Here is a 14583-nt window from a genome sequence, read left to right on the forward strand (position 1 = left end):
CGTAGCTTTTTGCCAGATTCCCTGACGGTAGTTTTTCCGCGAAAATATTTTTTTATGGTTCTAAATCAAATAGATGGGTTAGGCCCGAATAATCGAGTGGGAGTGAGCCCCATGGGTGGCGTGCGCCTCTGCGCCTGAGCGGTTTCCCCGATTGCAGGATGGGCGCGGGTGTTCCATCCCCTCGTAGACAAGCAGGACCGGGGGAGAGCGGTGATGAGCATGCAGAGGGCGTCGACGACGCTGGCGATCGCGATGACGTGTGTTGCCGCGATGGTCCCGGGCACAGGTGCGGCGCAGGGCGTGACGCCCGCGGTCCAGGTCGAGGGCGGTTCGGTGACCGGCACGACGGGCGCAGGCGTCGCGGTCTTCAAGGGCATACCCTTTGCAGCGCCGCCGGTCGGCCCCTTGCGCTGGCGGGCGCCGCAGCCGGTGCAGACATGGTCGGGCGTGCGCGCGGCGGACCGTTTCGGGCATGACTGCATGCAACTGCCCTTTCCGAGCGATGCGGCGCCGCTCGGCACGACGCCGGCGGAGGATTGTCTCGTCCTCAACGTCTGGCGTCCGGCGGCGTCAGCGGCGCCGAAACCCGTGCTGGTCTGGATCTATGGCGGCGGGTTCGTGAATGGCGGATCGTCACCTGCGGTATATGACGGGTCGGCGTTCGCACGGCAGGACGTCGTGTTCGTCAGCTTCAACTACCGGCTCGGACGGTTCGGCTTTTTCGCGCACCCCGCGCTGAGCGCGGCGAACGAGGGACCGCTCGGCAACTATGCGCTGCTCGACCAGATCGCGGCATTGCAATGGGTGCGGGCGAACATCGCGAAATTCGGGGGCGATCCGGCGCAGGTCACGCTGATGGGTGAATCGGCAGGGGGCGCCTCGGTGTTGAACCTGATGGCATCGCCAATGGCAAAGGGCCTGTTCGCGCGGGCGATCGTGATGTCGGGCGGCGGGCGCACATTGATCGGTGGCGTGCCGCTTCGCGGTGAGGCGGGCGGCAGGCCTTCGGCCGAGACGATCGGCGTCAACTTTGCGACGACCCAGGGCATTGCGGGACGGTCTGATGCGGAAACGCTCGCGGCGCTTCGCGCCTTGCCCGCCGATCAGGTGCGCGGCGAGTTGAACCTTGCCTATCGGGGCCCGGTGGATGTGCCGACCTATGCGGGCGGACCGATCGTCGATGGCCGCATCGTGGTCGGCACGACGGACGGAGCGATGCGGCGAGGGACCGCGATGGCGGTACCGATGATGGTCGGGACCACCGACGCGGATATCGCGGGCTTTGGCGAGACGTCCAAGGAGGGGCTGTTCGCCAGCTTCGGTGCGCAGGCCGACGCCGCCCGCGCCGCCTATGATCCCGCGGCACGCAGGAGCTTGCCGCGGTCGGTCCCGAGGTAGGACGCGACCGCCTGATGCACGAACCCGCGCGGCTCGTCGCGCAGGAGACGCAGCGCGCGGGGCAGCCAGCCTATCTCTATCGCTTCGGCTATGTCGCACAATCGATGCGCAAGGACTGGTCGGGCGCGCCGCATGCCACGGACATCCCGTATTTCTTCGACACGGTTGCCGCGAAATACGGCGCGGCGCTGACCCCGCAGGATGCCCGCGCCGCGCAGCTCGCCAACCGCTATGTCGTCAATTTCGTGCGGAAGGGCGATCCCAACGCGCCGGGACTACCGCGCTGGCCGGCCTTCGACGCACGCCGGGGCGCCGTGCAGCTGCTGCAGGCCGATGCGAGCGCGATCAACGGCGTGGATCCGCTCAAGGCCCGGCTGGATGCGGTACAGGGGGCCGCCGACGCCGTGGCAGCAGGCCCCGAACGGCGCTGAGGCACGCCACGCAGCCGCTTGCACACATAGTTCGAGCGTCTGGCGTCCGCGTCTTCTGTCGATTTCAGTAGGAATCGGCCCGCTCGAGAAAAGGGGATAACTCGTGCGGGCCGCAGTCCAGCGCCGACGCTGCTGTCTTGGGGGAAGCGCGTCGGACAGATCGGATATGGGCGGAATGCCGCGATGTATCAAGACTTTTGAAAGGAAGTTGTGCCGACCGATTGCGGGACAAACCTGGAGATCGAATTGCGATTCGGCGATCCCGATTGCGCTGTGTGTGGTCTGCACCGAACGATGCCGACCAAGCGGGGAGGGATGGTGCTGCGCGCCCCGCCGGCCCGTGTGACTGAAAACTGGCGGGGCGCTGAAGGTTACGCGATACTCGGCAACGCCTCTGCCCATGGCTTATGCCAAGCAGTCGTGAATTGAAAATGAACGGGGCGCCCCGCCCCGTCCGTGCGACACTCTCGTATCCGGGCGGGGCGCCGAGGACGCGATGCCGTATCGGCACTGCGTCGCTGACGACAAGCTAGCACCGGCGGCAAAACTTGACAGCACCGCTCGTCACGCCGCTGCCTCGTTTCGCCCGAAAATCTGCGCTAGGCGGGGGACGCGGCCGTTCGGACGGGCCGGTGGTATCGGAGCGAAGGCATGCGGAGGATCGGGGTGACACTGGGGCTGATGCTCGTCGGCGCATGCCAGCAGACGGGCGATGGCCGGGATGCCGCCGCTGTGGAACGCCGCGTGGTGGTCGGGACGCTGACGGGCGACCCCGTGGCGGGTGCGCGCGTGTTCGTTCAGTGCAAGGCCTGCCACACGATTGGTGCGGACGCCCCCGATACCGACGGTCCCAATCTCTACGACCTGGTTGACGGCCCGGTCGCGCAACGCCGGCCGCGATTTGCCTATACCGCGGCGTTGCAGGCAATGGGCGGGCGCTGGGATGCGGCGCGGCTCGATGCGTGGCTTCGGGCACCGCAGGGCCTGGTGCCGGGGACGACGATGCGCTTTGCCGGTCTGTCCGATGCGCAGCAGCGCGCCGACGTGATCGCCTATCTCGCGACCTATCGCCGAGACCGTTGGGAAATTGGCGCGCCCGGAGGGAGTCGAACCCCCGACCGAGGAGGTAGAAGCTCCTTGCTCTATCCAACTGAGCTACGGGCGCGCACGCGTTCCGATTAGCGTGCATTGCACGAGCTTGGAACCGTCATCATAACGACGTGATGAATATCGTGGATCACGACGCGCCCGAACCCGTGGCGGCCACTGCCATGCGCAGCGAACAGTTCCGCTATTTCGATTTCGTGATGGCGGCGTTCGTCACCATCCTGCTGCTGTCGAATGTGATCGGCGCGGGCAAGCGGGCGGTGATCGACCTGCCGTTCATCGGTGCCTGGCCATTCGGCGCGGGGATCCTGTTCTTCCCGGTCAGCTATGTGATCGGCGACGTGCTGACCGAAGTCTACGGCTATGCGCGGGCGCGCCGCTGTATCTGGGCCGGGTTCGGCGCGATGCTCTTCATGGTGTTCATGTCGACGGTCGTCGTCGCGCTGCCGCCGGACGCGGGGTGGACGGGGCAGGCGGCGTATGAGTCGGTGTTCGGACAGGTGCCGCGGATCGTGCTGGCCTCGATCTGTGCGTTCTGGGTGGGCGAATTTGCCAACAGCTTCGTGCTCGCGCGGATGAAGATCTGGACCAAGGGGCGCATGCTGTGGACGCGGACGATCGGCAGCACGGTGGTAGGGCAGGCGTTCGACAGCCTGATCTTCTATCCACTGGCCTTTTACGGCGCGCCCGACTGGCCGGTCGAGGCGATGCTGATGGTGATGGTCAGCCAGTTCGCGCTGAAGGTGTCGTGGGAGGTGCTGCTGACGCCGCTAACCTATGTCGCGGTGGGGTGGCTCAAGCGGCGCGAGGGGGTCGATGTGTATGACGAGGGGACGGACTTCTCGCCGTTCCGGACGCGGGTTTGAGCCTGTCGCATGCGATCCGCTTCCGCCCCCACCCGTTCGTGCTGGGCGAAGTCGAAGCACCTGGGTCTCAGGCCCTTCGACTTCGCTCATGGCAAACGGATGGGGTGGGGTAGGGTGACGAACCCGATTAAGCGCTGACGGCTTCCATCAGACCTTCGAACAGCCGTCGGCCATCCGTGCCGCCATGCGCCGCTTCGATCCGGCGTTCGGGGTGCGGCATCATGCCGAGCACGTTGCCCTTGTCGTTGAGCAGGCCAGCGATGTTGCGCACCGATCCGTTGACGCTCTCGGCATAGCGGAAGGCGACGCGGCCTTCGCCTTCGAGGCGGTCGAGCGTCTCTGTGTCGGCGAAGTAATTGCCGTCATGATGCGCGACCGGGAAGGAGACGTGTTCGCCAGCGCTATAGCCAGACGTGAAGCGGCTCGAGGACGTCTCGACAGTCAGCGCGACGTCACGGCAAACGAAGTTCAGCCCCTGGTTGCGCATCAGCGCGCCGGGCAGGAGCCCCGCCTCGGTCAGCACCTGGAAGCCGTTGCAGATGCCGAGCACGGGCAGGCCCTTGCCCGCCTCCTCGACGACCGCGCGCATGATCGGCGAGCGTGCGGCGATCGCGCCCGAGCGCAGGTAATCGCCGTAGGAGAAGCCGCCGGGCACCGCGACCAGCCCGACATCGCCCGGCAGGTCGGCGTCGCCGTGCCAGACCATGGTCGGCTTGACGCCGGTCACCGTTTCCAGCGCGACGGCGATGTCACGGTCGCAGTTGGAGCCGGGGAAGACGATGACCGCGGTCTTCATGCCTTCTCGACCCGGTAATTCTCGATCACCGTATTGGCGAGCAGCTTGCGGCACATGCCGTCGATCGTCGCGTCGTCGGTATCGTCGGCGACCTCCAGCTCGATCAGCTTACCCTGGCGGACGTCCTGCACGCCGTCGAAGCCGAGGCTGCCGAGTGCGTGATGGATGGCGCGGCCCTGCGGGTCGAGCACGCCGGGTTTGAGTGTCACGAAAACCTTGAGTTTCATTTACTTGCCCCGGTTCTTGCGATGCTTTTCGAGGTCGAGGACCGAATTGTCGCCACCTTCGGGCAACAGGCCAAGACGGCGTGCAACCTCCTGATAGGCCTCGACTTCGCCGCCGAGATCGCGGCGGAAGCGGTCCTTGTCCATCTTCTCGTTGGTTTCCATGTCCCACAGACGGCAGCCATCGGGGCTGATCTCGTCCGCGAGGATGATGCGGCCATAATCATTGTCGAAGATGCGGCCGAATTCGAGCTTGAAGTCGACGAGGCGGATGCCGACGCCGGCAAACAGCCCGCACAGGAAATCGTTCACGCGGATCGCGAGGTCGGCGATGTCGTGCATCTCCTCCTGGCTCGCCCAGCCGAACGCGGCGATATGCTCGTCGGAGATCATCGGATCGCCGAGTGCATCGTCCTTGTAGTAATATTCGATGATCGTGCGGGGCAGCTTGGTGCCCTCCTCGATTCCAAGACGCTTCGAGATCGAACCCGCGGCGACGTTGCGCACGACGACCTCGATCGGGACGATCTCGACCTGGCGGATCAGCTGCTCGCGCATGTTAAGCCGGCGGATGAAGTGCGTCGGCACGCCGATATGATCGAGCAGCGTGAAGATGTGCTCGGAAATCCGGTTGTTGAGCACGCCCTTGCCGTTGATCGTGCCCTTTTTCTGGGCATTGAACGCGGTCGCGTCGTCCTTGAAATACTGGATCAGCGTGCCGGGCTCGGGACCCTCGTAGAGGATCTTGGCCTTGCTTCGTAGATCTGGCGGCGGCGAGCCATGCGCGGTCCCCTGAAAATTGAGCGGCCCCGACCCCCACGATAATCTTCGCGGAGCCGAGGCCGGAATAGGCCGCGCCTATAGGCGAAGGGCGCGGGCGGTGCAATCGGATCGGCGTGCCGGTGTGAACGGAATGCAGGGCTGTCGATGCTATCCGGCGACTTCGGGAAGCGGCTGGTCCACCGGCGCCGCCCGGGCGGGGCGGGTCGGGGTCAGTCGGCGAACGAGACCGAGGAGCGGTTTCTCGACCAGCAGATGGGCGAGCAGGCCGATGATGATCGCGATGATGACGATCAGGACCACGACGGGTTGCTGCGGCAGTCGGCTGACCGCGGGAATCTTCACCAGCCATCCATAGCCCATCATTACGAAGGCATGGGTGAGATACAGCGCATAGGAGGCATCACCGAGCAGGACGAGGAACCGCGCAACCGCGGTGCGTGGTGCACCGATCGTCAAGACGCTGGCGACGACGACGACTGCGGGAAGGCCCCACGCCGCGATGCGTGGCAGTTCGGGCAGACTGGTGGTGGCGTCGTGCGCGACGAACAGCGGCACGACGGCCATGACCGCCATCGCGACAAGTGCCATGACGGGCGGCACGGGCCAGGCCCGGCCGCGGCGCATCCAGGCGGCATAGCCATATCCCAGGACGAGGCCGAAGCAGAATTCAAGCGATAGCGGGCTTGCTAGGAACTTGGCGGTGGCGGTCGCAGGCATCAGCGAGCCCGCGACCTGCAGGCACAGGATCGCCGCAATCGTTGCGATCACCGATAGCGTCGCCGAGCGCGCCCAGAGCGTGGCCGCGAACAGAAGGTAGAAATACATTTCAAAGACGAGCGTCCACGCGGTTCCGAGTAGCGCATTGCCCGGCAGCAGGATCAGCGCGCCGGCGATCGTCCGTGCGGGATAATGGTTGGAGGCAAGGAATCCCATCGCCGAGATCGTCAGGACGGCGAGGCAGCACAACCAGTAGAAGGGGTAGATGCGGGTTGCGCGGCGGAACAGGAAAGTCCCGGGTGTCGGCGGGCCGCGGCGATCCCTGAACGTGACGTGAAACATGATGAAGCCGCTGATGACGAAGAATATGTCGACGCCCGATGCGCCCGATGTCGTCAGCCAGTCGGGGCTGAACTTTCCGATCGCACCCCCCGACTCCTCCAGCGTGTGATGGACGACGACGGCCAGCGCCGCGATCGCACGCAGCATCTGAATGCCGTATAATTCGACATGACCCGACTGTTTGATTGTCACTGTTACGCCCCCGCGGCGCGACGCTCCCCATGCGTCGCGCCTATCGGCTAACAGATCATGCAATGAAAGTCAGGGCTGGTTCGTCGGACGTGAAGCCGCGTTATTTTACAACTCTTGGCCGTCAGCGAAGGATGCTGTTCTCAGGTGACGGCAAGTCGTTCCGAATACTGCGGATTCTGCCATTCTCCTGTTTCGACAATCTTTTTCAGCATCTCGCCCGCGCACCAGACGTCTTCATAACTGAGATAGAGCGGGGTCAGGCCGAGGCGGAGGATGTCGGGGTCGCGGAAGTCGCCGATGACGCCGTGCGCGATGAGCGCCTGCGTGATGGCATGCGCATGGGGGTGGCGGAAGCTGATATGGCTGCCGCGCTGGGCGGGATCGCGCGGGCTGACGCAGTCGAGGCCGAGCGCGTCGCCGGCGGCGGCGAGGATGTCGAACAGACGCGCGCTTTTGGCGGCGACGGCGTGCTGGTCGATGTCCGCCCAAAGGTCGAGCGCGGTTTCGAGCGCGGCGGTCGACAGCATCGCGGGGGTGCCCGCGAGCCAGCGCTTCATCCCCGGCGCGGGGCGATAGCGTCCTCGAACGCGAAGGGCGCGGCGTGGCCCATCCAGCCGGACAGCGGGCTGGCGAGCCTGTCCTGCCAGCGCGTCGCGACATAGATAAAGGCGGGCGCGCCGGGGCCGCCGTTAAGATATTTATACGTGCAACCGACCGCCAGATCGGCGTCGGCGCCGTTCAGATTGATCGGCACCGCGCCGACGCTGTGGCTGAGGTCCCAGAGCATCAACGCGCCGGCATCGTGGGCGCGGGCGGTCCATGCGGTCATGTCGAAGCGCTCGCCGGTCTTGTAGTGGACATGGGTGAGCAGCAGCACCGCGGTGTCCTCGTCGAGCGCCTCTGCGAGATCCGCGCGCGCGACCACCTTCAGCCGGGCGCGGGGACGCAGGCGACCGCGCCCTCGGCGATATGGAGGTCGGTCGGGAAATTGCCGGCCTCGCTCAGCACCGTGTGGCGGTCGGGATTGGCGCGCAACGCCGCGACCAGCGCCTTGAACAGATGCGTCGAGGTCGTGTCGCCGATGATCACCTCGTCGGCGGCGGCGCCGATCAGTGGGGCGATCTTCGCGCCGATCCGCTGCGGTGCGTCGATCCAGCCCTCGTTCCAACTGCGGATCAGCCGGTCGCCCCATTGCCGGGTCGCGACGTCGGCAAGTGCGGCGGGCGTCGCCTTGGGGAGCGCGCCGAGCGAATTGCCGTCGAGATAGATGACGCCTTCGGGCAGCGCGAACTGCTCCCGGTACGCTGCCAGAGGATCGGCGGCGTCGAGCGCGCGGGCTTCGTCGAGGGTCATGGTCGGGCCTTTGTCGGTGCGGGCGGGTTTCGGTTCATTTCAGGGCGGCCGCGATCAGCCGTTTCGCTTCCGCCCAAGCGGGCGTCTCGGGTGCGACGAGTTCGACATGGCCGGTCGCCGGGATGGTGTGGAGGACGGCGGTGTCGCCTGCGGCTTTCGCCCTGGCGACATAATCGGTGGCGAAGGGGAAGGGGATGATCCGATCCTCGCGGCCGTTGACGAGGTCCTGCGCGATACCGAGCGGGAGGAGGCGCGGCACTGAGGTGTCGGCGTACACGTCCGCGCGGGGCGCGCTGGGCGTGCCGACGAGCTTGGCGACGACCTCCGTGCCGCAGCCATTGGCGGGGGTGGCCGCCGTCGCCTCAAGATCAGGCAGGCCGCCGAGACTGATGACATGGTCGATGCGGAGCGGCGCGCTGCTGTGGAGCGGGCTGGCAGCCGGAATCTTTGCGCGGGCGGCGAGCCAGAGCGCGAGATGGCCACCGGCGGAATGGCCGATCGCAACGATGCGGCGCGTGTCGAGACTGAAGGTCGCCGCGTTCGCAGTGAGCGCGTCGGTCGCCTTCGCCGCGTCCTCGAAGGTCCCCGGATAACCCCCGCCGGCGCGGTCGACGCCGCGATAATCGATGTTCCAGACCGCGATGCCGTTCTTGCGAAGATCGTCCGCGACCCAGTTCATCAGGCTGCGATCGGCGATGCTCGTCGTCCAGCAGCCGCCATGGACCATCACCACGACCGGGAAGGGGCCTTTGCCCTTCGGCCGCCAGACATCGACCTTCTGCATCTGGTCGGGACCATAGGCGATGGTCGCGTCGGGGCTGGGCTTCGGGCGTTTGACGAGGTCGGGCCATATCAGGAGCTTGGGTGCGGGCGGTTCGGCGATCACCGGTGTGGAGATGGCGGCCAGCGCGAGAAAGGCAAGGCGGATCATGGGGTTGCGTGGCCTTTCGGGGAGTGGGTGAGGGACGCGGGAGCGGTCGTGGCGTGACGGTGGCGGACGTTGCGGGTTGGCGCAATATCGGTTGAGGGCTTGGCTCGTGGGTCCTGACGTTCGTCAGGGTGACGGGGAGCGGATGAGGACAGGACGTTCTGGTCGGGGTGGTGAGAACAACAGTGGAACCTTTGGGCCGCGCTTGCTATCCACAAGGCAACTATGGTCACCGATTTCAAAGATCCCTTCGATTCCATCGTCGACGCCCCCTTCGACAGCGCGCTGAGCGAGCGGTACCTCGTCTATGCGCTCTCGACGATCACCGCGCGGTCGTTGCCCGATGTGCGCGACGGGATGAAGCCGGTGCACCGGCGGCTGCTCTGGGCGATGCGACTGCTGAAGCTCGATCCGAGCCAGGGCTACAAGAAATGCGCGCGCGTCGTTGGCGACGTGATCGGCAAATATCATCCGCATGGCGACCAGTCGGTCTATGACGCGATGGTCCGTCTCGCGCAGACCTTCTCGCTGCGATATCCGCTCGTCGACGGGCAAGGCAATTTCGGCAATATCGACGGGGATAATGCCGCCGCGTACCGCTATACCGAGGCGCGGCTGACGCAGGTTGCGGTCGACCTGATGGACGGTCTCGACGAGGATGCGGCCAATCTTCGCCCGACCTACAATGGCGAGGACGAGGAGCCCGAGCTGTTCCCCGGCATGTTCCCCAATCTGCTCGCCAATGGCGCGAGCGGGATCGCGGTCGGGATGGCGACGAGCATCCCGCCGCACAACGCCGCCGAGCTGATCGAGGCGGCGATCCTGCTGGTCGATCAGCCCGATGCCGACAATGATGCGATCCTGGCGCATGTGACGGGGCCGGACTTTCCGACCGGCGGGCTGGTCGTCGATCCGCCAGCTGTGATCCGTGAATCCTATGCCACCGGGCGCGGCGGGTTCCGGGTGCGCGCGCGCTGGGAGATCGAGCGCGAAAAGGGCGGGATGTGGACGCTGATCGTGTCCGAGATCCCGTACGGCGTCCAGAAGGGCAAGCTGATCGAACAGATCGCCGACCTGATCAACGCGAAGCGCCTGCCGATCCTCGCCGATGTCCGCGACGAATCGGACGCCGAGATCCGCATCGTGCTGGAGCCGCGTAGCCGCACGGTCGATCCGCAGGTGCTGATGGACGGGCTGTTCCGGCTGACCGATCTCGAGACGCGGGTCAGCCTCAACCTCAACGTGCTCGACAAGGACCGCACGCCGCGCGTGATGTCGCTGCGCGAGGCGCTGGCGGCCTGGGTCGAGCATCAGTTCGTGGTGCTGACCCGGCGCACCCAGCATCGGCTCGAGAAGATCGCGGACCGGATCGAGCTGCTCGACGGCTATCTGATCGCCTATCTCAATCTCGACCGCGTGATCGAGATTATCCGCACCGAGGACGAGCCGAAAAAGGTGATGATCGCAGAGTTCAACCTGACCGATCGTCAGGCGGAGGCGATCCTGAACATGCGGCTGCGGTCGCTTCGCCGGCTCGAAGAGTTCGAGATCAAGACCGAGCGCGACAAGCTCGACAAGGAACAGGCGACGCTGACCGCGTTGCTCGCCGATCCCAAGCTGCAGAAGAAGCGGATGAAGGCGGACCTGCGCAAGATCCGCGACCGCTATGGCGCGGAGACGCTGCTCGGCAAACGCCGCACGACGATCGAGGAGGCTGCGCCGACCCGCGACATTCCGCTCGAGGCGATGATCGAACGCGAGCCGATCACGGTGATCCTGTCACAGCGCGGCTGGATCCGGGCGATGCGCGGGCACAATGATCTGGCCAGCCCCGAGGCGCTGAAGTTCAAGGAGGGCGATGGCCCCGCCTTCGCCTTCCATGCGCAGACGACCGACAAGCTGCTGCTCGCGGCCGAGAATGGGCGGTTCTTCACGCTGGCGGCGGACAAGCTGCCGGGCGGGCGCGGCTTTGGCGAGCCGGTGCGCGCGATGATCGACCTGGACGGCAGCGTCGGAATCGTCGCGCTCTTGCCCGCGGCGCGGCAGGCCAAGCTGATGGTCGCTGCAACCGATGGCCGCGCGTTCATCGCGACGGCGGCGGACGTGATCGCGGAGACCCGCAAGGGCAAGACGGTGATGACGCCGCGGATCGGCGAGAAGGTGAAGCTGGTCCGCCCGGTCGACCCCGCGGACGATTATGTCGCGGCGATCGGCGACAACCGCAAGCTGCTGGTGTTCCCGATCAACGAGCTGGTCGAAATGAATCGCGGGCAGGGGGTGCAGCTCCAGCGCTACCGTGACGGCGGGCTGGCCGATGCGATCACCTTCGTGTTCGCCAACGGCTTGAGCTGGGCGATGGGCGGCGAAACCAAACGCACGCGGACCGAGGCGGATCTGGGGCCGTGGCGCACGGCGCGCGGTGCGGCCGGGCGGATGCCCCCCACAGGTTTCCCCCGCGACAACCGATTCGGCTGAAATTCGTCTATGCTAAGGCGATGCGTGCTGCCCATCGCGATCTGACTCCAGGGTAAATCGGGGGCCAGTGGCCGGGTCGTTGCGGACTGGTGCCGGGCTGTCTGAACCGGCGTTGAAATAATCGTACTCGTTTTGGGTCTTTTTGTAAATTTCACGCGGCCTTAACGAAGCCGGGTTAGGCAGGACTATGGAATGGGTTCTTCACGAGGCCGAACAACCGGCAACCGTCTCGGCTGAACTCGTCGCGCGCGGCCTCGAGCTGAGCCCGATTCCGATGGTCCACCTGACGCTCGAGAACGGTGGGCTAGAGCTGTTCGCGATGAACCGGGCCTATCGCCTCGCCGGGCTGGGCGTCGTCGCGACGCGGTCGCCGATGATCGCCGATCTGGGCGATCGGATCATCGCCTTTCTGCTGACGTCGCAGACCCGACTCGACTTCGACTGGGCCTTTGGTGACACGATCGATTGCCGGCATTACCGCGTGACGATCGCGCGGAGCAGCGCAGCGATCCACGACCGGTGCACGCTGAGCTTCGTCGACCGGACCTCGCAGATCCATACCGAACGCAGCATGCGGCGCGAGATGACGACTGACAGCCTGACCGGGTTGCTCAACCGCGAAGGGTTCGAGGATCTGGTCGAGGCGGTCGAGGATCACGCCGCTCGCGCGGTCCTGGCGATCGATATCGACCGGTTCGGGCGGCTGAACGCGTGTCTGGGATCGCTGGTCGGCGACGAGATGCTGATTACCGTCGCGCGGCGGATCAAGGGCGCGCTGCGGGTGCGCGATACGCTGGCACGGGTCGGCGGCGGACAGTTTGCGGTGCTGATGACGATCGACGAGGATCCGGCAGAGGCACTGCGTCTCGCCGACCGGATCCAGCGCGCGCTGATCGCGCCGTTCCGCCTGACCGATTACGAGATCCGCGTCGAATGCTCGATCGGCATCGCCTATGGCCGGGACGAGACCGGCGACACCGCCGAGATGATCCGCCACGCGCAGTTCGCGGTGAAGCGCGGCAAAGCGACGGGTCGGACCGAATGCTATCAGCGCCAGGAATTCGTGATCGCGCGCGAACAGTTCGGCATGGAGACCGCGCTGCGTCGCGCGATCGAGAATGACCGGCTGCGGCTTGCCTATCAGCCGATCTGCGATCTCGCGACCGGGCGTATCGTCGCGTTCGAGGCGCTGGCGCGGTGGACCGACGAGGATGGTCGCGAGATCCCGCCGACACAGTTCATTCCGGTTGCCGAGGAATCGGGCCTGATCGTTCCACTGGGGCGCTGGGCGATCGATGCGGCGGCGCGGACGCTGGCGGCGTGGGACGTGCGTGCCGGCGGGCATTGCGGTGTTCGCGTCGCGGTGAACCTGTCCGCGATCCAGCTGCAGCGCGATGCGATCGCGCCGGTGGTCGAGTCGGCGCTGTCTCGCTCGCGACTCGGCGGCGATCGGTTCACACTCGAATTGACCGAAAGCGCGATCGTGTCCGACCCGGACCGGATCGCGCAGGCGATGCACGCGCTGAAGGATCTCGGCACGACGCTCGCCATGGACGATTTCGGCACCGGTTATTCCAATCTCGCCTATCTCCAGAAACTGCCGATCGATGTGCTAAAGATCGACCGGAGCTTCGTGACGGGGATGCTGGCGGACCGTGACAAGGTGTCGATCGTCCGTGCGATCCTCAGTCTCGCGCAGGCGCTCAACATGCAGACGACCGCGGAGGGGATCGAGACGGGCGACTTGGCCCAGACGCTCGCGGCGCTCGGTTGCACCTATGGCCAGGGCTATGTCTTCGCGCGGCCGCTCGAGGCGGCTCAGGCGTTCGAGTCGATCTTCAGCCGGGTCCCGATCCTGGCCTGAAGGCTCAGGCGAGCGTCTCGGTGACCGCCTTGTCCGCGATCGCATCGACCCGGGCCTGATCGGGAAAGCCCTCCGCGATCCACTGGGTCTCGATCCGCCGACGCATTGCGGCTACGTCGGGCCCCTTGCGGAGGCCGCGTTCGACCAGCGCGCCGCCGCTGATCGGAAATGCCGGCGGCGACCAGTCGGCGATCGGCGCGACGTCCGCGCCTGCAATCAGCAACCGGTCGATCGCGCCAGCCACGCCGTGGCGATAGGCGAGTGCGCGCGGGCCCTCGTCGCCAATGCCCTGCGTCGCCGCGACGACGCGTTTGCGATTGGTGTTTGACAGTTTCAACCGTGCAGCGACCACATCGCCGTCGCGGGCGGGGATCAGTGCGGCCAGACGGCGGATCGGATCGGGCGCAATGCCGGCGGCATGTTCGTGATCGACCAGCGTGGCAAGCCGGTCGACCCCGTCGGCGTCGATCTCGGGCAGCACCGCGCGCCAGATGCCGCGCTCGACCATCAGCGCGATCACCGCAACGGCGCGTGCCGCGACGAGAAGCTTGAGCAGTTCGGCAGCGATCCGCTCGCGGGACAGCGCCATCAGGTCGTTCGCGCGGGCCGTGCACGCCTCCAGCCCGGCGGCGTCGATCTCGATGCCGAACCGGGCGTGAAAGCGGAAGAAGCGCAGAATCCGCAGATGATCCTCCGCAATTCGCTGCAACGGATCGCCGATGAAGCGCACGCGCCTGCGGACAGATCGTCCAGGCCACCGAAATAGTCGAAGATCTCACCGCTGACGGGATCGGCATAGAGCGCGTTGATCGTGAAATCGCGGCGCGCCGCATCCTCGCGCCAGTCATCGGTATAAGCGATCGTCGCATGCCGCCCATCGGTCGCGACGTCGCGGCGTAGCGTCGTGATCTCAACGGTTCCCCCCTCGGTCACCGCGGTGATCGTGCCATGCGCGAGCCCGGTCGGCACGGCGCGGATCCGCGCATCCTCGAGCCGTTCGAGCACCTCCTGCGGAGGAAAGCTCGTCGCGATGTCGATGTCGATCGCGCCGGTATCGGCCGGCGCCAAGCCGAGCAGCGTGTCGCGCACCGCCCCGCCGACGAAAGC

The 14583-nt window shown here is 66.2% G+C and carries 9 protein-coding genes, 1 tRNA gene and 4 pseudogenes; 6 read left to right on the forward strand and 8 right to left on the reverse strand.

Going from position 1 to position 14583, the window contains the following annotated elements; translation table 11 throughout:
- The first annotated feature begins 213 nt into the window (after positions 1-213).
- The 3 genes and pseudogenes from NI18_RS22400 to NI18_RS22405 all read left to right on the forward strand — a co-directional run.
- On the forward strand, positions 214-1398 hold the full coding sequence (locus tag NI18_RS22400) for a carboxylesterase family protein (RefSeq protein WP_084215176.1): 1185 nt from the start codon (positions 214-216) through the stop codon (positions 1396-1398).
- A gap of 14 nt (positions 1399-1412) precedes the next feature.
- Positions 1413-1829, forward strand: coding sequence for a carboxylesterase family protein (locus NI18_RS23390; RefSeq protein ID WP_037530073.1), 417 nt, complete (start codon positions 1413-1415; stop codon positions 1827-1829).
- A gap of 681 nt (positions 1830-2510) precedes the next feature.
- Positions 2511-2882 (forward strand): annotated as a pseudogene (locus tag NI18_RS22405) (cytochrome C); the annotation flags it as partial.
- Between the two features lie 35 nt (positions 2883-2917).
- Here NI18_RS22405 and NI18_RS12125 read toward each other — a convergent pair.
- A tRNA-Arg gene (locus NI18_RS12125) sits at positions 2918-2994 on the reverse strand.
- Between the two features lie 106 nt (positions 2995-3100).
- Here NI18_RS12125 and NI18_RS12130 point away from each other — a divergent pair.
- On the forward strand, positions 3101-3802 hold the full coding sequence (locus tag NI18_RS12130; protein WP_051916672.1) for a queuosine precursor transporter: 702 nt from the start codon (positions 3101-3103) through the stop codon (positions 3800-3802).
- A 127-nt stretch (positions 3803-3929) separates the two neighbouring features.
- Here the strand turns inward: NI18_RS12130 and purQ are convergent, their stop codons facing one another.
- The 6 genes and pseudogenes from purQ to NI18_RS12160 form a co-directional block, all read right to left on the reverse strand.
- Complete coding sequence (gene purQ, locus NI18_RS12135; protein WP_031439801.1) at positions 3930-4598, reverse strand: phosphoribosylformylglycinamidine synthase subunit PurQ; 669 nt, start codon at positions 4596-4598, stop codon at positions 3930-3932.
- Positions 4595-4825 (reverse strand): phosphoribosylformylglycinamidine synthase subunit PurS, encoded by a 231-nt coding sequence (gene purS / locus NI18_RS12140; RefSeq protein WP_031439802.1) that lies wholly within the window; start codon positions 4823-4825, stop codon positions 4595-4597. Before purS ends, purQ begins: the two co-directional genes overlap by 4 nt.
- Positions 4826-5604: pseudogene (gene purC, locus NI18_RS12145) on the reverse strand (phosphoribosylaminoimidazolesuccinocarboxamide synthase).
- A 148-nt stretch (positions 5605-5752) separates the two neighbouring features.
- Positions 5753-6856, reverse strand: coding sequence for an acyltransferase (locus NI18_RS12150; protein ID WP_128082203.1), 1104 nt, complete (start codon positions 6854-6856; stop codon positions 5753-5755).
- A 140-nt stretch (positions 6857-6996) separates the two neighbouring features.
- A pseudogene (gene kynU / locus NI18_RS12155) lies at positions 6997-8209 on the reverse strand (kynureninase).
- A gap of 34 nt (positions 8210-8243) precedes the next feature.
- Complete coding sequence (locus tag NI18_RS12160; RefSeq protein WP_084215177.1) at positions 8244-9140, reverse strand: alpha/beta hydrolase; 897 nt, start codon at positions 9138-9140, stop codon at positions 8244-8246.
- 222 nt (positions 9141-9362) lie between these two features.
- On the opposite strand from NI18_RS12160, the gene parC reads away from it, so the two are divergent.
- Both parC and NI18_RS12170 read left to right on the forward strand, forming a co-directional pair.
- Complete coding sequence (gene parC, locus NI18_RS12165; protein WP_037530076.1) at positions 9363-11612, forward strand: DNA topoisomerase IV subunit A; 2250 nt, start codon at positions 9363-9365, stop codon at positions 11610-11612.
- Positions 11613-11799: 187 nt separating this feature from the next.
- The gene (locus NI18_RS12170) at positions 11800-13476 is read left to right on the forward strand and encodes a bifunctional diguanylate cyclase/phosphodiesterase (RefSeq protein ID WP_037530078.1); all 1677 of its coding nucleotides are present in this window, start codon (positions 11800-11802) and stop codon (positions 13474-13476) included.
- Positions 13477-13480: 4 nt separating this feature from the next.
- Here the strand turns inward: NI18_RS12170 and NI18_RS12175 are convergent.
- A pseudogene (locus tag NI18_RS12175) lies at positions 13481-14583 on the reverse strand (CCA tRNA nucleotidyltransferase); the annotation flags it as partial.

The organism is Sphingomonas sp. Ant20 (assembly GCF_000783375.1).
Lineage (GTDB): Bacteria > Pseudomonadota > Alphaproteobacteria > Sphingomonadales > Sphingomonadaceae > Sphingomonas > Sphingomonas aerolata.